Below are 19,879 nucleotides of genomic sequence, written 5' to 3'. Positions count from 1 at the left end.
CTTAATCTTCTTTTTTTATTATTTTTCTTCTTCTTTTTCTTTTTCTATAACTTTTACATGAACTTCTTCTAATTGTTTTTCAGAAAGGCTTGTTGGTGCACCAGTTAATAGACAAGTTGCGGCTTGAGTTTTTGGAAATGCTATTACATCTCTAATGCTCTTGGCATTAGTAAATAGCATGACAAGTCTATCTAATCCATAAGCAAGTCCTCCATGTGGTGGTGCTCCATATTTAAAGGCTTCTAATAGGAATCCAAATTTTTCATTAGCTTCTTCTTCAGAAAGTCCCAAAGCTTCAAACATTTTTTCTTGAATTTCTGGGTCATTAATTCTAATACTTCCTCCGCCCATTTCATCGCCATTAATTACAATGTCATAGGCTTTTGCTCTTGCATTTTCTTTGTCACTAGTAAGTTTATCTACATCTTCATCTAATGGACTAGTGAAAGGATGGTGCATAGCCATATATCTTCCCTCTTCTTCGTCGTATTCAAATAGAGGGAATTCAGTAATCCATGTAAGTTTATAATCATTTTCGTCGATTAAATCCATGTCTCTTGCTATCTTGTTACGAAGATTTCCAAGGCCACTGTAAACAACTGAGTTTTTATCAGCTAAAATCAAAATTAAATCGCCTTTTTTTGCATCAAAAGCCTTAATAATTTCATTCATTTTTTCTTCAGACAAGAATTTTGCAATTGGAGAATCAATTTCTTCATCTACTCTAATCCAAGATAGACCCATTGCCTTAAAATCTTTTACAAAGGATTCTAGTTTTTTAACTTGTTTCTTAGAGTAAAATTCGCTTCCGCCATCAACTTTAATTCCTCTGACACTTTTGCCCTTTTCTGTATTTCCTTCAAATACTTTAAAGCCGCATTCCTTTACAAGATGAGATATGTCGTGGAGTTCCATGCCAAATCTTAAATCTGGCTTGTCAACTCCAAATCTATCCATTGCTTCAGCATATTTCATTCTCTTTATAGGAAGCTCAATATCTTTATTTAAAATTTCTTTAAATAGTCTTTGCAAGAATCTTTCATTTATTTCCATCACATCTTCTTCAGTTACAAAACTAAGTTCCATGTCAATTTGCGTAAATTCAGGTTGTCTATTTGCCCTTAAGTCTTCATCTCTAAAGCATTTTGTAATTTGGATGTACCTGTCAAGTCCTGCAACCATTAAAAGTTGTTTCATAAGTTGTGGTGATTGAGGAAGGGCGTAAAATTCGCCAGGATTAACTCTACTAGGCACTAAATAATCCCTTGCTCCTTCAGGAGTTGGCTTAGTTAACATTGGAGTTTCAACTTCTATAAATCCATTTTCATAGAAGAAGTCACGAGTGATTTTGTAAATCTTTGAACGAATCATGAGATTTTTTTGCATACTTGGCTTTCTTAAATCTAAAGTTCTGTATTTTAATCTCATGTTTTCAGAAACATTGTCGTTGTCCTTTACATAAATTGGTGGAACTTCAGATTCACTTAAAATTTTAAGTTCGCTGGCAAGAACTTCAACTCGTCCAGTTTCAAGCTCCTCATTTATTGATGATCTCATACGAACTTTACCTCTTACAGCAATTACAAATTCTCCACGAAGATGTGATGCCTTTTCTAAAAGCTCATCAGAAGATGTGTCATCAAATACAATTTGTGCAATTCCACTTCTATCTCTAAGGTCAACGAAAATTATTGAGCCAAGGGATCTTTGTTTAGCAACCCAGCCCATTAAGGTAACTTCTCTTGAAATCATTTCTTCTGAAATCTCATTACAATAATTACTTCTCTTGAGATTTCCCATTTTTTCAGCCATATTTCCTCCTAAAAATTAAACTCCAAGCCTCAAATGGTTTGGAGCTTATTCGTTAAAATATAAATAAACGATTAGCGATTTATTTTATTATTTATTTCCATAAAAATCTATTTTAATTATAAAACAAGTTCTCGTAAAATTCAACTTTAACAGATTCTACTGTCTATTCTGTGAGAAAATCCATGGATATCTTTAACCTTATTTTCTCTTAAAAGTTTTTCCTTCACATATTTTGCGCCCTTATCCATGCCCTGGCAGCCTGCAAGCAACAGTACATCTTCACTATTTAAAAGATCAATTGAATTATTTACAGCGTCTTCTAAGGTATCATAAATTTTACAGTCAATATTATTTTCCTTTAAAATATTCTTAAAAACCATTAATTCTTCCTCTGTCACCCTATCTTTTTCGCCAACTGTGTCTTTTGATAGAGTAGCAGCTAAAGTCCTTGGTTTTAAAATTTTTATCCACTTAACAAGTCTTTCAGTGATCTCTCTATTTACTTCCACTCCTCTGTGTCCTCTTATGGCATATAAAATATTTAAGTCTTTATATACCATCATTTTAAGAGTTTCCATTGTTGCATCAATATTTTTTTCATTGGCAAAGTGGTCGTCTAAAATTTTAAAATCTTCATCAAAGATAAGTTCAAATCGTCTCTCTACACCCTTAAAATTTTTTAGTGCATCAGTTATTATTTCTTTTTCTATATTAAGACATAGTGCAACAATTATTGCAACTACAGAATTCATAACCGAAGAATAACCCACAGAGCCAAGCTCAACTTTGAAGTTAGACTTTTTTATTGTAAAATCTTTTAGTTTTATATCTTTATTTATATTAAATATAAATTTTCCCTTGCCCGTAGATAAATCTAAATCAGAAATCCCAAAATCTGCTTTGTCATTCTCCAGTGAAAAAGACAAAACTTTAGCCTGAGTTTTTTCTTTTAGAGAATAAATCATCTCATCATCGGCATTTAAAATTGCAAGGGCATCTTTTTTGGCATGTCTAATTAGTCTTGATTTGTAGTGAAAATATTTTTCAAAACTTCCATGTTGATCAATGTGTTCCCTGCCAAGATTGTTAAAAGTAACTATGTCAAAATCAATATTTTTGTCTCTAAAAAGTTCTTGGGCTGAAGAAGAGACTTCCATAGTCACATCAGTAATATTATTATCTGCCATATCTCTTAAGTATGACTGAAGAGTGAGAGACTCTGGTGTAGTAAGTATTGATGGAATTTTTACATCTTTATACCTAGTTAAGACAGTGCCTATCATGCCAGTTTCCCTTTTATCTTCCTTTAAAATTGAATCTACCATAAAGGCAGTAGTTGTCTTTCCATTTGTAGCTGTAATACCAATTACATTCATTTCCCTTGATGGGTTTTTATAAAAATTTGCAGCCATATCTGCAAGAGCAATTCTAGAATTAGGAACTTTTATTTGTTTTATTTTCACATCAACAAAATCTTCCACAACAGCAAGTTCTGCTCCAAGCTCACTGGCTTTTTTTATAAACTTATGTCCATCAGTTACATAACCTTTAATTGCAACAAAAATAGCGCCTTCTACTACATCCTTAGTGTGGAAGGCGATTTTATTAATTTCTTTATTTTCATCAATGTTAAAGTTTGTTTGGATAATATTTATTTTTTTTAAAATTTCACTTAATTTCAAAATTATCTCCTCTTTATAAAATCTTCGAGATTTTTAGAATTTAAATTTCTCTTAAATTTTCCCTGTGAATCTAAAATTTTTGTGCTTGCTCCAAGGCCAAATCCAATAATGTTTTCCAGCTCTTCCATCATTACAATATTATAAATAGAAGAAGATCCTTTTTTTGCATAGCCAATATTTTCTGAACTAATAACAGATTTTTTCTGCCTGTAAAGGTAATAAGGCTCATAGTTTGAATCAAGCATTAGTTTCTTCGATTCTTCAATGAGATCACTATAATCTTCTTCGTTAAAATAAGAATTTTCGAAAAGTTTTGAGCCATTTTTTAGTGCCAAGCTGTGTAGGGTAATGTTTTCTGGCGAAAAATCAATTGCTTTTTTTATTGATTTTAAAATGCTTTCCTTACTTTCTCCAGGAAGGCCCATTATTAAGTCCATGTTGATAACATCAAAGCCAATTTCTCTCGCTTTATATAACCAATAACTAAAATTTTCATTTGATACCCTATTTAATTTGCTAATAACATCTTCGTTAAAGCTTTGTGGATTTAAACTAATTCGATTAACACCTTTTCTTTTTAGCATTTCTAAAACTTCTATACTAAGACTGTCTATTCTTCCGCATTCAACAGTAAATTCCCTTGCGCTACTAAATTTTTCTAATACAGCATCAATAATTTTATCTAAATTTTCTTTTCCTATTGCTGTTGGCGTCCCCCCGCCAATATAAATTGAATTTGGCTTTTTAGAAAAATTTAACTCATAAGATTTTATGTCATCAATTAAATTTTTAGTATAAGCATCTATCTTTATTTTATTCCCAATAGTTGTATCAAAGGAGCAATAAAGGCATCTACTTGGACAAAAAGGTATGTGCACATAGACATTGTAATTATTTAAATTAGAATTTTCACGAAGTTTTTCCTGATTTTTATAAATTCTATATAAAAAATCTGTGTCACTTTCATTTATCCTGTATTTATCAAATAAGATTTTTATTGATTCCTCATAGGAACTATTTTCAAAAACTTTTGAGACTAGTTTTAAGGGCCTAACTCCAGTTAAAATTCCAAAGCTAGAATCAAAATCTTCATAATTTGAAAATAAATCAAAGAGGAATCTGTTTATAACAAAGTGAGGCTTGTCATTTTTTAAATCAAGATTTGCACTTTTATTTATTTTCTCTCCCAAAATTTCAAGAAAAATAAATTCATCAAGAACTTTAATTTTTAAATGCAAATCTAAATTTTTATAATCCTTGGGAAGTTTCATCCTAAAAAATTCAAAAATAGATTTTTTTAGAGCTTCATTTTCACATTCAATTTCAATCATAATCTTCTTAAATAAGGGTTTGACATCTTTTCGTAACTCATTTGTGATTCTGGACCGTGACCTGACAAAACATAAATATCGTCATCAAGTTCCTTTAACCTCTTAAGTGACTCAAGCATAAGTGAGTGATCTGATTCAGGGAAATCTGTTCTTCCAATAGATCCGTTAAATAAAGTGTCTCCTGCAAACAAATAATCTTTGAAAAGGTAACAAACTGAACCAATAGTATGCCCTGGACTTGCAATTACCTTAATTTTATCATCAGAAAAAGGAATTTCGTCTCCATCCTTTACAAAAACATCTACCTTGGCAGCTTCAATTTGTAGGCCAAAGGCTGATTCTCTAACTTCTCTTGGATTTTCCAAAAACTCTCTGTCATTTTTATGAAGATATACTGGAGCCTTAAACTTTTCTTTCAAAGCAGCAACTGCACCAACATGATCAAAGTGACCATGAGTTAAGAGAATATAATTTATCTTTAAATTATTTTTTTCAATTGCCTCAATTATGTTTTCGCTTGATCCACCTGGATCCACCACAAAAGCATCTTTGTTTTCGTCAAAGAGAATAAAACAATTTTCTTGCAATTCTCCGACTACTAATTTCATAATTTTATATTGCATAATTCACCTAAAATTCCTTACTTGAATCCAATAAAATTGTAACAGGTCCGTCATTAATAAGTTCTACATCCATGTCAGCGCCATATTCTCCGTGAGAAACTTTTACATCGAGTTTTTCAAGTTTTTCAATAAATTTTTCATATAAAAGAATTCCTTGGTCAAATTTAGCAGAACGAATATAGGAAGGTCTGTTACCCTTTCTAGCATCTCCATATAGGGTAAATTGACTGACAACGAGGATTTCTAATCCGTAGTCAAGAAGTGACTTATTCATGACTCCATCTTCGTCGTCAAAAATTCTAAGCTTTGTAACTTTTTTTAGAATGTAGTCTAAATCACTTTCATCATCATTAACTTCAACTCCAAGGAGCACCATTAATCCCTTGTCTATCTTTGAAACAATTTTTCCATCGACAGATACGCTAGATCTCTTTACTCTTTGAACAACTGCTCGCATTCTATCACGCCTTTACTCTATATACCTCGAGAACATTATTGATTCTCTTTAATTTTTCCATTAATCTTTCAAGTTCTTCACTATCAGTAATTTCAACTGTAATATCAATTACAGCATCTCCATTTTTTATTGCCTTGGCATTTAAATAAGAAATGCTTAACTTAGAATCATTTACTCTATTAGCAATGTCGCTAATAACATTTGGCTTATCAAAGGCCCTGATCTCAATAGAAGCACTGTAACTTGTTTCATAGCTGCTTTGCCATTTAACTTCAACAAGTCTTGAAGGATCAACATTGTCTTGCATATTTTTGCAATCTTTTCTGTGAACAGAAATACCTCTGCCAATTGTAATGTATCCTATTATGTCGTCCCCTGGCACTGGAGTACAGCATTTAGCAATTCTTACATTTACTCCATCTACACCCTTTACTTCAATGCCTTGATTATTGTATCTCTTTCTTGATTGAACAATTTCTTCAACATCTTTTTCGTCTTTTTTATAATGTTTATTATAAATATCAGATAGTTTTGCCGTAACCTGTGTTGTTGTAATTGTTCCAAAGCCAACAGCAGCATACATTTCATCAAGGGTCTGCATATTTAGCTTATTCTTAACTTCCTCTAGCCAATCATCGCGCAAAATTTTAGGAACTTGATATCCAAGTTTTTTTACTTCTTTTTCAATTGCATCTTTTCCTCTTTCAATATTTTTTTCTTTGTCCTTGACCTTAAAATATTGAGAGATCTTCTTGCGAGCTTGAGGGCTTTTTACGATTTTAAGCCAATCAAGAGATGGACTAGTATTTGGATTTGTTATTACATCAACTATATTTCCGCTTTGAAGAGTGTAGTTTAGAGGAACAATTCTTCCATTTACCTTTGCCCCTACACAAGTATTTCCTACTTGAGAGTGAATTCTATAGGCGAAGTCAATTGGAGTTGATCCTTCTGGTAAGTTTATAACATCTCCCCTTGGTGTAAAGACAAAAACCTCGTCGGCAAAGAAGTCAATCTTTAAGGTATCCATAAAGTCGCCAGGATCATTTAAGTCCTTTTGCCATTCTAAAAGTTGTCTTAACCAAGTTAAGTTTTCATCAAAGGCAGTTTCCTTTGTAACGCCAGCCTTATATTTCCAATGTGCGGCAATACCATATTCAGCAGTTTGATGCATTTCATAAGTCCTAATTTGAACTTCAAAAGTTTCTCCATTATTGTCAATTACAGTTGTGTGAAGAGATTGGTACTTATTAGGCTTAGGCATAGCAATATAATCTTTAAATCTACCTGGAATTGGCTTAAAAAGTGTGTGAACAACACCAAGAGCTCCGTAACAATCCTTAACAGAATGAGTTAAAATTCTTACAGCGGATAAATCGTAAATTTCATCAAAGACTTTTCCTTTTTTCTTCATTTTTTTATAAATAGAATAAAAATTCTTTGGCCTTCCCTTTATTTCACATTCAATGCCAACTTTTTTTAAATTTTCTTCAAGCTCAGCTATAATGTGATTAATTAGGTCTTCTCTTTCATTCCTTCTCTTATTTACCATTTCCACAAGTTCATAATATCCCTCTTCATCAAGGTATCTAAGAGATAAGTCTTCAAGCTCCCACTTAACCCTACTCATACCAAGTCTATCGGCAATTGGGGCGTATATTTCAACAGTTTCTGTTGCCTTTTCAATTTTTTTAGCATCAGTCATGTACTCAAGTGTTCTCATGTTGTGAAGTCTATCGGCAAGTTTAACTATTATTACTCTTATGTCCTTTGCCATAGCAAGAACCATTTTTCTAATATTTTCAGCTTGCTTTTCTTCTTTATTTTTATAATTTAATTTTTTTAACTTAGTAACTCCATCAACTAAGTCGGCAATTTCTTGACCAAATAAATTTTTTATATCTTCTAGAGTGACATCAGTATCTTCTACTACATCGTGAAGTAATCCAGCGACAATAGTGGCAGTATCCATATTCATTTCAGCAAGGATTAAACTTACATTTAAGGGATGGATTATATAATCTTCTCCAGAATTTCTCTTTTGTCCCTTGTGATGCTCTTCAGCAAATTTATAAGCACGATTTATCATGTCAAAATCGGCATTTTCATTATACGATTTTACTTTTTCAATTAATTCATCTATTAACATTCTTTTCACCTGAAATTCTATAGGATTTAATCTTTAATTGGATGGATACATTTCCGTTAAATTTATTAAGTTCCAAATTAAAAATTATATCTATAAAAAAATTTGATGGCCTACCTTGAAGTAGGGCCATTACTTCTTCCCTTCCATAAGATTTTGCAAGATTATTTAAAAATATTTCAGAATCTTCAAATAAAGTTGCTGTGTAACTTACCTTATCTTGAGAAAGATTCATTTTTAAAAAGTTTTTATTTTTTCCCAAGATATTTAGTGTATTTATTTTTAAATTTTTAGCACCAAATTTTGGAGCAGAATTTCCATTGCCAAAGGGGGCAAGATTTTCAAGTTCCTTAACTAAATTCATGCTAATATACTTTAGTTCTAAATTTCCATCTATATAAATTTTTCTGATTAAGTCTTCTTCTGTCAAATTTTCTTTTTCATCAACATCTTTAATGAAATCATCTAAATTTTCAAGGGGCAATGAAAGTCCACAAGCCATTTTATGGCCGCCAAAGGCATCTAAATAATTTTTTGACTTGGAAAATTCCTTGAACATATTGTATTCTTCAATACTTCTTCCTGAACCCTTGATTAAGTCCTTTGAATCGCTTAGTACAACAGTGGGTCTATAATACTTTTCTTTTATTTTGCCTGCAACTATGCCAAGAATTGATTCATTAAGTCCTTCCTTATAAATTATCAAAATCTTTTGCTTTTCTAAAAGATTTTCACGATTAATTTTCTCGTCTATTATATTAAAGGCATCTTGTGTCAGCTTTTGCCTTTCATAGTTAAGCTCTCTTAGCTCTTTAGCTTTATCAAGTGCTAGGCTATAATCTTTTTCTAAGAGCAATTCTAGAGCATACTTTGCTGATTCCAACCTTCCACTGGAGTTTATTGTTGGTCCAATAATAAATCCAAGATGATATACATCTATTTCACTTTTCTTTATGTCTGATGCTTCAATAAGGGCGTTAAGTCCAAGGTGTTTAGTCTCTCTTAAATATTTTAATCCTTGAGAAACTATAATCCTATTTTCATTTTTAAGTGGCATTACATCGCAGACAGTGGCAATAGCTGCAAAGGGCAAAAAGTTTTCGTAAAACTCTTCTTTATCTACGCCCTTAATTAAATATAAATATTCAATCAACTTGAAAGCAACTACAGCACCACAAATGTCTTCAAAGGGATAAGAACAAGAACTTTGTTTTGGATCAATGACTGCACTGGCATGAGGAATTAATTCCTTCTCTTTGTCAGCTTCTATTATCTTAGGCACCTCGTGGTGGTCTGTTATAATAATATCTATTCCCTTAGATTTTGCATAAAGGACAGCATCTCTTGCAGCAATTCCATTGTCACAAGTAATAATTAGATTTACACCATCATCAAATGCCCTATCAATTAAATTATTATTTATTCCGTAGCCATCTTCCACCCTATGAGGAATGTCATAGGATACATTGGCGCCAATTCTTAGAAGACCTGAATACAAAATATAAGTAGAAGTCACGCCGTCCACATCATAGTCTCCAATAATTCTAATATTATTTTTTTTAGCAAGATGACTTAAAATTAAATTTGAAGCCTTTACCATGTCCTTCAAAAGTATTGGTGAATTTAAATTTGAAAGCTCAGGTTTCAAAAAACTTTTTATTTCCTCTTCACTATTAACTTCTCTATTAAGTAAAATTTTATATATAACATTATTAATGCCCAGTTTTTTGTATTCAATTCCTGGGTCACTCTTATTTTTTATAAACCATCTTTCCATTTAATCACCACTTCATATAAAGTTTATTATATCAAAAATTGCCATTAAGGTAAAACTATTATGTATCTATAAATTTTATAAAAAAAGAACCCCGGAGGGTTCATAAATTTTTAAAATTATTCTTCATTTGCTAGAACTGAAATTGCACATTCAATTCTTTTCTTTTCCATTGCACAGCCAACCTTGTAAGGTTTGCTGATGTCCTTGTTGCTGTAATAGGCATTGGCATGGCATCCACCTGAGCAGTAATATCTTGCCCAGCAAGTTGGACAGTCTTCATTAGTGTAAACATTGGAATTTTTAAATTTGTCTCTAAGTTCAGTGTTTAAAATTCCGTCATCAACATTTCCAAGTAAAAATTCTTCTTCGCCAACAAATTGGTGGCAAGGATAAATTTCTCCTTGTGGAGTTATAGCCACATATTCAGATCCTGCACCACAGCCCACAGTTCTCTTAACTATGCAAGGCCCTTGTGACAAGTCGATTATAAAGTGGAAGAAAGAAAAGTCCTTGTCTTTTTTTCTTATTTCGATGTAGTCTTTACTCATCTTTTCATATTCACTTAAAATTTTATCTAAATGTTCTTCCCTAATGGCATAAGGCTCTCTTTCATCAGTTACAACTGGCTCAATAGATGTCTTTTTAAAACCATGAGAATAAAAATCCTTTAAGTCTTCAGAGAAATCTAAATTTTCATTTGTAAAAGTTCCACGAATAAAGTAGTCCTTGTCGCCTCTCTTGTCGATAAGCTCCTTAAATTTTGGAACTATTACATCATAGGAGCCCTTGCCATTTATTGTTGGACGCATTTCGTCGTTGATTTCTTTTCTTCCGTCAATAGAAAGAACAACATTGTCCATGTTTTCGTTGATAAAGTCTTCAATTTCTTTATTTAAAAGCATTCCATTAGTTGTAATTGTAAATCTAAAGTGCTTATCATATTTCTTTTCTTCTTCTCTTCCATAAGCAACAAGTTTCTTTACAAGATCAAAATTCATTAGAGGCTCGCCACCAAAGAAGTCAACTTCAAGATTTTTTCTATTGCCAGAATTTTTTAAAATAAAGTCTAAGGCCTTCTTTCCAGTTTCAAAGGACATTAAACTTCTGTCGCCCTTGAAGTCTCCTTGAGAAGCAAAACAATACTTACATCTCAAATTACAATCGTGAGCAACATGAAGGCAAAGAGCTTTAACAACATTTTCTGGATTATACTTTGGAAGTTTAAAATGTTCGTCTTCAGAAAATAATAAACCTTCCTTAGTTAAGTAATCTATTTCTTCATAGGCTTCAATAGCATCTTCTTTATTATAAAATTTTGAAAATTTATCTATAATTTCATCCATTGACAATTTTTCATAATCATCAATCATTTCATAAACAATTTTTTCAACAACATGAACTGATCCGCTGGCAATATCAAGGACAATGTATCTGTCGTTTAAATAAAATTTGTGAATTCTTTCTACCATCTTTACTCCTTTACATCCCTTAACAAAAATAAAAGCAAGGTTTCCCTTGCCTTAGTTTTCAGAATTTTCGCATTTTTGATTTCCAACTGTGCAGCTAGTCTTGCAAGCTGATTGGCAAGATGTTTGGCATTCACCACATCCGCCTTTTTCATAAGTTTTCTTTAGGTTTTTCTTTGTAAGTGTCTTTATATGTTTCATAGTATCTCCTATTCTTCTTCTGAGTCTTTAAGTTCAGTATTCTTTTTATAAGTACCGTTAATTCCCCACTTCATTATTTCAATTTTTGTATTTTCTGATGAAGTTTCGATAACTAAGTAGTCTTCCTTTACAAGAATAATTTTACCAATTATTCCACCGATTGTTATTATTTTATCGCCCACTTTTAAGTTTTCGCGCATTTCATTTACTTCATTTGCTTTTTTCTTTTGTGGTCTTATTATGAAAAAATAAAAAACAACAAACATCAATATTAAAGGAATAAAGTTTAACATTGTGTTTTGATCCATTATTAACTCCTTTCTTGTTTATTATTAATAATTATATTATACATTTAATCCCATGACTTAACAAGAAATTATTTATAACCATATTTTTTGTAGAAATCATTTTTATATTCTAAGAAATAATCGCCCTTGATAGACTCTCTTATGTTTTTCATCATATCCAATAAGAAATATAAATTGTGTATCGTAGCAAGTCTCATTCCAAGTATTTCATCAACATTGAATAAATGCCTTATATAGGCCTTAGAAAAGTTCTTGCAAGTATAACAGTCACAATCTTCATCAAGTGATGAAAAGTCTTCTTTATATAGAGCGTTCTTTATGGCAATTCTTCCCTTGTGAGTTAAGACAGTTCCATTTCTTGCTATTCTAGTTGGAAGAACACAGTCTGCCATATCCACGCCTCTTTCTACAGCTTCAAATAAATAATCTGGGCTGCCAACTCCCATTAAGTATCTCGGTTTATTTTCTGGCATAAAGTCTGTAGTATAATCCAAAATATCATTCATTAAATCAATTGGCTCACCAACTGACAGACCTCCAATAGAATAACCCTTGAAGTCCATATCAACCATTTCTTTAGCTGAAATTTCTCTTAAATCTTTATACATCCCACCTTGAATTATTCCAAAAAGTGTTTGCTTGTCAATATTTTTGTGATGTTCTTTACATCTTTCTGCCCACCTTAGAGTTCTTCTCATGGAATTATCAATATATTCATGACTTGCAGGATAGGGTGCACATTCGTCAAAGGCCATCATAATATCAGAACCCAAAACATTTTGAATATCAATAGATTTTTCTGGTGAAATAAACATTTTACTGCCATCTATGTGACTTCTAAAGTGAACTCCTTCTTCAGTTATTTTTCTATTATCTGATAGAGAAAAAACTTGAAAGCCGCCTGAATCAGTAAGAATCGGCTTGTCCCAATTCATGAATTTGTGAAGTCCGCCAGCTTTTTCTATGATATCAGTTCCCGGTCTTAAAAATAAATGATAAGTATTTGAAAGAATAATTTGTGAGCCTATTTTTTTTAGCTCATCAGGAGTCATAGTCTTTACTGTTGCCCTTGTGCCAACTGGCATAAATATAGGTGTCTCTATTTCTCCATGATTAGTTGTAATTTTGCCAAGTCTAGCCTTTGAATCCTTAGCAGTTTTTAATAGTTCAAATTTAAACATAAAACCTACCTTATAAACATTGCATCGCCAAAGCTGAAAAATCTATATCTTTCTTTTACAGCTTCCTTGTATGCCTTTAAAATAATTTCTCTTGTTGAAAGTGAGGACACTAGCATTAAAAGTGTTGACTCTGGCAAGTGAAAATTAGTTATAAGAGCATCTATGCACTTAAACTTATAGGGTGGATAAATAAAAATATTGGTAAATCCACTTTTTTCACAAACTCTTCCACTTTCATCTGCAATTGATTCAACAGTTCTTACACTTGTTGTTCCAACAGCAATTACTCTACTTCCTCTATCCTTTGCAGCATTAATTTTATCTGCAACTTCTTTTGTCATGATGTAAAATTCGGAGTGCATTTCATGTTCATCAATATTTTCAACTTTAACTGGTCTAAAAGTTCCAATGCCAACATGAAGTGTGATGTAGCAAATTTCAACGCCCTTGTCCTTTGCTTTTTGAAGAAGTTCCTGTGTAAAGTGAAGACCTGCTGTTGGTGCAGCAGCTGAACCTTCTTCCCTTGCATATACAGTTTGGTATCTATTTTTATCTTCTAACTTTTCTGTAATATAAGGTGGTAGTGGCATTTCTCCAAGTTCATCTAATATTTCTTCAAAAATTCCTTCATATTCAAATTTTAAAAATCTTGAGCCATCTTTTGAAATATCAACTACTTCAGCAGATAATTTGTCGCTAAAAATTATTTTAGTTCCAATTTGTGCTTTTTTCCCTGGCTTAGATAAACATTCCCAGGTGTCACCCTTGTGATTTAAAAGAAGAAATTCAATTTTTTCTTCCTTTCCTTCTCTATGTCCAAAAATTCGTGCAGGCATTACCTTGGTGTCATTTAATACAAGCACATCCCCTTCTTTGAGATAATCTATGATGTCATAAAAATGTTTGTGTTCCATTTCTCCAGTCTTTTTGTCTAGTACAAGAAGTCTGGAATGATCTCTTTTTTCTGTTGGATGTTGTGCTATTAATTCCTTTGGTAAGTCGTAATAAAAATCCTTTGTTTTCATTTTTGCCTTTCTGTTATTTTATTTTTTCGATATTTGTGCCAGGGAAATAAAATCCAATTATATCTTTATAGTTATTTCCTTTTTTTGCCATTTCAACAGCACCATATTGGCTCATGCCAACGCCATGTCCATAGCCTTTTCCCTTGACAACTATTTTATTGTTATCACACGCTATATCAAATAGTGTTGATTTAATTCTTGTATTGCCAATTTTTTGTCTAAAGTCCTTGGCTTTCATAGTTATATCGCCCTTAGAAGTGCTAAAACTTATGTTATTAACTCTATTTGAAGTATTAATAGAATCTAAATTTACGCCGAAAACATCGCTTAAATTTAATTTTTTCAAGTCACTGTCCTTTAGTGTGTATTCCCAAGGGTGAGTTGAATAAGGATCTTCCTTCGAAATTAAATATGGAACAGTATTTCCACCCCAAGCGTCTGATGAAGAAACTGTGTATCCACCTGAAGAAGCACAGAAAATTGTCTCAGCAATTTTTCCATCATACTTAATGACTTCTCCCAAAGTAGTTTCTACAGCCTTATCAGTAGATTTTTCTTCCACATCTTTTCCATAATAAACCTGTGAATTTGTTGTGTCATCTAGGTTATATCCTTTTTTTATATATTTGTTGAAATTATTTATGGCAAAGGACCTAGAGCAAAGAGCTTGTGCCTTTAGGGATTCCATTGGAAATTCTGGACTCATTTCCTTAGGCAAAACACCTCTTAAATAATCGTCTAATTGAACATTGTTTATTATATCTAGTTTTCCATTATTAACTCTAAAGGAAATTGAGCCTCTATAATTTCTCTTGATCTTATCAACATAAATTGGAGAATCAGAGCTAATTAAAAAAGCGCCATCTTGTGGAAAATTTGCAAGTTTAAAATTTTTACCCTTTACATTGATATTTTTTCCATCAAACATTACTTCAATTTCCTTATTATTAGTACTATTTATAACTTGATTATCTGAAGTAATAATATTTAAATTGCTCTTTGATTTTAACTTTAAATTTTCCTTTGCATTTACAGATTTTCCAACTTTAATATCAATTCTGTCGTAACTTTCCTTTGCAAAAATGCTAGTTGGCAATAAGAATAAAAATATGGCTAACATTAAAATTTTTTTCATATCAATCACCCTTGTATTCGATTCCAAAATGGTCATAAGCCCTTTTTGTAGCAACTCTTCCTCTAGGCGTTCTCATAATAAAACCTATTTGCATTAAATAAGGTTCATATACATCTTCTACTGTTCCCTTGTCTTCCCCAATAGCAGCAGATATGGCATCAATACCCACAGGTCTACCATAGAATTTTTCAATCATAGTAAGAATTATTCTCCTGTCAATATTATCAAGTCCATATTTGTCGATTTCTAAGAGGTTGAGACCCTTAATTGCCACTTTTGTAGTTATTACGCCCTCTTCTTTAACTTCAGCGTAATCTCTTACTCTCTTTAAAAGTCTATTGGCAATTCTAGGAGTTCCTCGAGATCTCTTTGCAATTTCCATTGCTCCTTCTTCTTCTATTGGTATGTTTAAAATCTTTGCAGATCTCATAATAATTTCTACTAAAGATTTTGTGTCATATAAGTCTAATTTTAACATCACACCAAATCTATCTCTAAGAGGTGATGTAAGCATACCTGCCCTTGTAGTAGCACCTATTAGTGTAAAGGGCGCTAGGTCCAGTCTAATGGATCTAGCAGAAGGTCCCTTTCCTATAATTATATCAAGGGCATGATCTTCCATGGCAGGATAAAGAATTTCCTCTACAGATTTGTTTAGTCTGTGTATTTCATCTATAAATAGGACATCATCATTATTTAAATTTGTAAGTATGCTGGCAAGATCCCCTTGTTTTTCTATTGCCGGACCAGATGTAACTTTTAAGTTTACTCCCATTTCATTGGCAATAATTCCAGCTAAAGTTGTTTTGCCAAGACCAGGTGGTCCACTTAAAAGGGTGTGATCAAGTGGTTCAGATCTGTTTTTTGCAGCTTCAATAAAAATTTTTAAATTATTTACAACTTTTTCTTGACCTATATATTCACTTAACCACTTTGGTCTAAGGCTAATTTCCTTTGTATCGCCATCAATAAAGGCTGGCTCTACTAATCTATTTTTATCCATTATATCAACCCATTAATTTCAACGCTTCTCTAATGCGCTCGGATATATCTAGTGAAGCATCAATTTTTTCCAGTGATTTTTTTGCGTCATATACATTATAACCCAATGAGATAAGTGCCTCAACTGCTGGATCATCATTTTCATCAAATAGAGGAGTTTCTTCTGTGGCAAAATCTAAATCTAGGTTTAATTTTTCTACCTTATCTTTTAACTCAAGTATAATTCTCTGTGCAGTTTTTTTGCCAACACCTGGGAGTTTCGTAAGGGACTTTTCATCCTTTGACAATATGTATTTTGCAATATTTGATACATCGTCTCCTTCTAATATTCCCATGGCAAGCTTAGGTCCAATTCCCGTTACACTAGTCAATAGGTCAAAGGCATTTCTAGTTTCGCTGTCTTTAAAACCATATAAAGTTGCAGCATCTTCTCTTAGGACAAGTCTAATATTTATAAAAACTTCTTCATTTTTATAAAAAGTATGAAGCTCTCTTGAAATCATATTTACTATGTAACCAATGCCATTGGCTTCAAGGACTAAATAACCTCTGTCAGTTGAGTGTACTCTTCCCTTTAAAAATTCTATCATTATATCATCCTAAAACTTTCTTTAAATTTAATCGAACTACCATGAGTAATGGCAACAGCTAGTGCGTCTGCCACATCATCAGGCTTTGGAACTTCTTTTAAATTTAAAATCATCTTAACCATTTCTTGAACTTGTATCTTTGTAGCTCTTCCATAACCCACAAGAGCTTGTTTAACTTGAAGTGGTGTGTACTCATATAAACCTGCACCACTATTTTTCGCAGATAAAACTTCAACGCCACGAGCCTGAGCAACAGTTATGGCGGTTTTGACATTTTTGTTAAAAAATAATTCTTCAAAAGCTATATCTTCAGGCTTATACTTTTCTATTAAATCATTCATTTCCATATAAATGGAATTTAATCTATCTGGAAGTGGAACTTTTGCCATTGTAGTGATTGCACCATAATCCAAAACCTTATAAGAATTGCCCTTGAGTTCTAAAAATCCATAACCAACTATTGCTATTCCCGGGTCAATGCCCATTATTACCAAATTACCACCACTTTAAAAAGGATAGCATAAAACTATCCTTACTTGTATCTCTTTAAAACTCTATCATTAACTCCATCCCAAAAACCGTTTCTAAAAATCCTAAATCCATCTATGTATAGAAACTTAGAAATCTTATTGTTTAGAGTCTCAATTTCCTTTTCAGTCAAATAGGAATCCACTTCCTTAATTTTAACATTATCATCTTCGCTCTTAAAAATAAGTTGCATATCAAGATGATCGTTAATATTATTTATTTTATCGTTAAGTAATCTTTTCTTAACATCTGAAAGTGTACTTTTTATAAAAATCCTAATTTGCCTATCTTTTCTAATATCTTTAAAAACTAATTTTTTAAAAGACAAAACTTCTTCATTTTTAAATTCATACTGAAAAAGTTTATTTCTGTTGTAAAGTTCATCAATAGTTAAATACTTTAGGGTTATGATTTCTAATAAATTAATATGCTTCTTAGAGTTAAAGCCAAGCCTATAGCCTTCCAAATATAGATAAAGCTCTAATCTATTGATGTCATCATGAATTAGGCTAGAAAGATTTCGAGCAATTAACTCAATTCCTTCCTTTTGCCTATAAATTTTAATTATATCTTTTCTCAAATTTTCAAGAGTTACATACCTTGGATATATATTTTCAATTGACTCATAAACATTGTATAGATTTAGTAGAATGTTTATGCTATCCAAATCACCCTTAAACAAGAAATTTGCAATTAGGTATTTTTTTATATCTTTAAAGGCAACACTTTTAAAATTTTCTTGATTTAATTTTTGTGCCAAATCCATAAAAAAATCCTCCGGTTTCGTATAAAAATATTATACTATATATTCCGGAGGATTTGTATCCAATTTGTAATTTTTTTAAAATTTATAAAAGTTTTATTTTATTTTCTTTACAATAGTTTAAACTTTTTTCGTCCCATACTCCAACTTGTACTTCCCCAATGTGACTCTTTTCAAGGAAAAACATACAAATTCTTGATTGACCAATACCTCCACCAATTGTATAAGGAAGTTGTGCATTTAAAACATCTTGATGATATTTTAACTTAAATCTGTCAGTTGTATTTGCAAGTTCACATTGACTTCTCAAAGATTCTTCATCAACGCGTATACCCATACTAGAAACTTCTAGAGAATTTCCCAAAACTTCATCCCAAAACAGGATATCGCCATTTAAACTCCAATCGTCATAATCCGGACTTCTGTGGTCATGAGGTTCTCCAGAATTTAAATCTGCACCAATGCCCATAATGAAAACTGCGCCCTTGTCCTTGCAAATTAATTTTTCTCTTTCTTTTGAAGTCTTTCCTGGATATAAATCTTCAAGCTCTTGTGAAGTAATAAAGAATATTTCATCTGGTAATTTTTTTGAAAGAATGTAAGGATAAGTTTGGTTAATATATTCCTCACATCTCTTAAATACAGAATAAATTTCCTTAACAGTTAAATAAAGATATTCCTTATTTCTGTCACTTTTGTTTATTATTTTTTCCCAGTCCCATTGATCCACATAGGAAGAATGAATTTCATCAAGCTCTTCTTCAGCTCTAATGGCATTCATGTCTGCGTAAATTCCTTCATACATATTGAAGTTATATTCCTTAAGAGCATTTCTCTTCCACTTTGCAAGAGATTGAACAATTTCAACATTGATTCCATATTGTCTCAAATCAAAATCTACTGCTTTTTCACCATTTAAGTTGTCATTAAGCCCAGTTTCGGGTCTAACAAAGAGAGGTGCTGAAACTCTTTGCAAGTTTAAAGTGTTTGCCAAGTCTCTTTGAAAGTAATCCTTTACCGACTTAATTGCAATCTGTGTTTCCCTAAGGTCTAGTTTTGTAGCACTAGAATTATTTCTCATCTTTTTCCTCCATAATTATAAAAATCTTTCACCCCTAAGAGTGAAAGAATTTTGTTTCTTAAATAAATTGTATATCAAATTCCCCATTATATTCAAGTATTGATTCAATAACAAGAATAGAAATATTCGTGGATAAATTTAAAGCAAAATTTAAATCATTGTCAAAGCTGTGATTTGAATCTTTGTATTCCTCTATAACTTTTATCAAGTAAGCTTTTACTTTTTTCTCAAGCTTTATATCGGAATTTTCAAAAAAATTTATATCTTCACATGAAATCACATCTCTAAAACTTTCTTCTAAAAATTTGTTTTCTCTGGCATATAAAGCTAAATCTTGTTCATACTTAACATGCTTTCTTAAATTTTCAATAAAAGTCATTCTATAAGCGTGTGGATAACATACAAAATCACAGAGATAATGCATAATTATGCCAAGCTTTTTGCTCATGTAATTAATAAATAGCTTGCTTTCGTTGCCTTCAGAATAGGAATATCTGGAAAAATAAATAAGTTTACTTATTTCTCTTGCTATATAATCTCCCGATTCATCAAAATAGTGTCTCTTTGTCTTGTAATAGGGCAAAACATCAGGAGCAATTGATCCCCAAAGCATTTTATCTAGATTTAAATTGACATTATATTTTTCTTTAATTCTATCGTGAACAATTTTAGCCACGATTTTATGTGTATCTGGTAAAATTTTAAACACATCCTAATAAAATTATAGTTAATTACTCTTTAATTTTATACTTAATATTTTAAATTGTCAAT

At 31.6% G+C, this 19,879-nt stretch carries 19 protein-coding genes; all 19 read right to left on the bottom strand.

Annotated features, from left to right (window positions below; all coding sequences use genetic code 11):
• Positions 1–18: 18 nt before the first annotated feature.
• Positions 19–1,812: an aspartate--tRNA ligase gene (aspS, locus tag WMO19_RS00560; protein ID WP_349169768.1), complete on the bottom strand. Its 1,794-nt coding sequence runs from the start codon at positions 1,810–1,812 to the stop codon at positions 19–21.
• Positions 1,813–1,958: 146 nt separating this feature from the next.
• Positions 1,959–3,494 carry a Mur ligase family protein gene (locus tag WMO19_RS00555; protein ID WP_349169767.1) on the bottom strand — a complete coding sequence of 512 codons (1,536 nt, stop codon included), beginning with the start codon at positions 3,492–3,494 and terminating at the stop codon, positions 1,959–1,961.
• Between the two features lie 2 nt (positions 3,495–3,496).
• Positions 3,497–4,825 (bottom strand): coproporphyrinogen dehydrogenase HemZ, encoded by a 1,329-nt coding sequence (gene hemZ, locus WMO19_RS00550; RefSeq protein WP_349169766.1) that lies wholly within the window; start codon positions 4,823–4,825, stop codon positions 3,497–3,499.
• Entirely contained in the window at positions 4,822–5,433 is a 612-nt protein-coding gene (locus WMO19_RS00545; protein ID WP_349169765.1) for an MBL fold metallo-hydrolase, read from the bottom strand. The genes hemZ and WMO19_RS00545 overlap by 4 nt, the downstream gene beginning before the upstream one ends.
• A gap of 22 nt (positions 5,434–5,455) precedes the next feature.
• Entirely contained in the window at positions 5,456–5,905 is a 450-nt protein-coding gene (dtd, locus tag WMO19_RS00540) for a D-aminoacyl-tRNA deacylase (protein ID WP_349169764.1), read from the bottom strand.
• A 4-nt stretch (positions 5,906–5,909) separates the two neighbouring features.
• On the bottom strand, positions 5,910–8,054 hold the full coding sequence (locus WMO19_RS00535) for a RelA/SpoT family protein (protein ID WP_349169763.1): 2,145 nt from the start codon (positions 8,052–8,054) through the stop codon (positions 5,910–5,912).
• The gene (gene recJ / locus WMO19_RS00530; protein ID WP_349169762.1) at positions 8,041–9,828 is read right to left on the bottom strand and encodes a single-stranded-DNA-specific exonuclease RecJ; all 1,788 of its coding nucleotides are present in this window, start codon (positions 9,826–9,828) and stop codon (positions 8,041–8,043) included. The genes WMO19_RS00535 and recJ overlap by 14 nt, the downstream gene beginning before the upstream one ends.
• A gap of 116 nt (positions 9,829–9,944) precedes the next feature.
• A complete protein-coding gene (gene scfB, locus WMO19_RS00525; protein ID WP_349169761.1) occupies positions 9,945–11,297 on the bottom strand; it encodes a thioether cross-link-forming SCIFF peptide maturase in 1,353 nt (450 codons plus the stop codon).
• Between the two features lie 51 nt (positions 11,298–11,348).
• Positions 11,349–11,495, bottom strand: a complete 147-nt coding sequence (gene scfA, locus WMO19_RS00520) for a six-cysteine ranthipeptide SCIFF (protein ID WP_019107118.1) — start codon at positions 11,493–11,495, stop codon at positions 11,349–11,351.
• Positions 11,496–11,503: 8 nt separating this feature from the next.
• Positions 11,504–11,803: a preprotein translocase subunit YajC gene (gene yajC, locus WMO19_RS00515; RefSeq protein ID WP_349169760.1), complete on the bottom strand. Its 300-nt coding sequence runs from the start codon at positions 11,801–11,803 to the stop codon at positions 11,504–11,506.
• Positions 11,804–11,871: 68 nt separating this feature from the next.
• The gene (tgt, locus tag WMO19_RS00510) at positions 11,872–12,984 is read right to left on the bottom strand and encodes a tRNA guanosine(34) transglycosylase Tgt (RefSeq protein ID WP_332087420.1); all 1,113 of its coding nucleotides are present in this window, start codon (positions 12,982–12,984) and stop codon (positions 11,872–11,874) included.
• A gap of 5 nt (positions 12,985–12,989) precedes the next feature.
• Positions 12,990–14,009: a tRNA preQ1(34) S-adenosylmethionine ribosyltransferase-isomerase QueA gene (gene queA, locus WMO19_RS00505; RefSeq protein WP_349169759.1), complete on the bottom strand. Its 1,020-nt coding sequence runs from the start codon at positions 14,007–14,009 to the stop codon at positions 12,990–12,992.
• Between the two features lie 13 nt (positions 14,010–14,022).
• Positions 14,023–15,144: a SpoIID/LytB domain-containing protein gene (locus WMO19_RS00500; RefSeq protein ID WP_349169758.1), complete on the bottom strand. Its 1,122-nt coding sequence runs from the start codon at positions 15,142–15,144 to the stop codon at positions 14,023–14,025.
• Position 15,145: 1 nt separating this feature from the next.
• On the bottom strand, positions 15,146–16,147 hold the full coding sequence (ruvB, locus tag WMO19_RS00495) for a Holliday junction branch migration DNA helicase RuvB (protein WP_349169757.1): 1,002 nt from the start codon (positions 16,145–16,147) through the stop codon (positions 15,146–15,148).
• Positions 16,148–16,151: 4 nt separating this feature from the next.
• A complete protein-coding gene (ruvA, locus tag WMO19_RS00490; RefSeq protein ID WP_349169756.1) occupies positions 16,152–16,736 on the bottom strand; it encodes a Holliday junction branch migration protein RuvA in 585 nt (194 codons plus the stop codon).
• On the bottom strand, positions 16,736–17,230 hold the full coding sequence (gene ruvC / locus WMO19_RS00485) for a crossover junction endodeoxyribonuclease RuvC (RefSeq protein ID WP_349169755.1): 495 nt from the start codon (positions 17,228–17,230) through the stop codon (positions 16,736–16,738). Before ruvC ends, ruvA begins: the two co-directional genes overlap by 1 nt.
• A gap of 38 nt (positions 17,231–17,268) precedes the next feature.
• Entirely contained in the window at positions 17,269–18,030 is a 762-nt protein-coding gene (locus WMO19_RS00480) for a hypothetical protein (protein ID WP_019124475.1), read from the bottom strand.
• Between the two features lie 82 nt (positions 18,031–18,112).
• Positions 18,113–19,108 carry an aspartate--ammonia ligase gene (gene asnA, locus WMO19_RS00475; RefSeq protein ID WP_019124476.1) on the bottom strand — a complete coding sequence of 332 codons (996 nt, stop codon included), beginning with the start codon at positions 19,106–19,108 and terminating at the stop codon, positions 18,113–18,115.
• Positions 19,109–19,166: 58 nt separating this feature from the next.
• Positions 19,167–19,784 carry a zinc dependent phospholipase C family protein gene (locus WMO19_RS00470; RefSeq protein WP_349169754.1) on the bottom strand — a complete coding sequence of 206 codons (618 nt, stop codon included), beginning with the start codon at positions 19,782–19,784 and terminating at the stop codon, positions 19,167–19,169.
• Positions 19,785–19,879 lie beyond the last annotated feature (95 nt).

This window comes from Peptoniphilus hominis (ex Hitch et al. 2025) (genome assembly GCF_040096015.1).
GTDB classification, from domain to species: domain Bacteria; phylum Bacillota; class Clostridia; order Tissierellales; family Peptoniphilaceae; genus Peptoniphilus_A; species Peptoniphilus_A hominis.
This window is presented reverse-complemented; position numbering and strand designations above follow the sequence as displayed.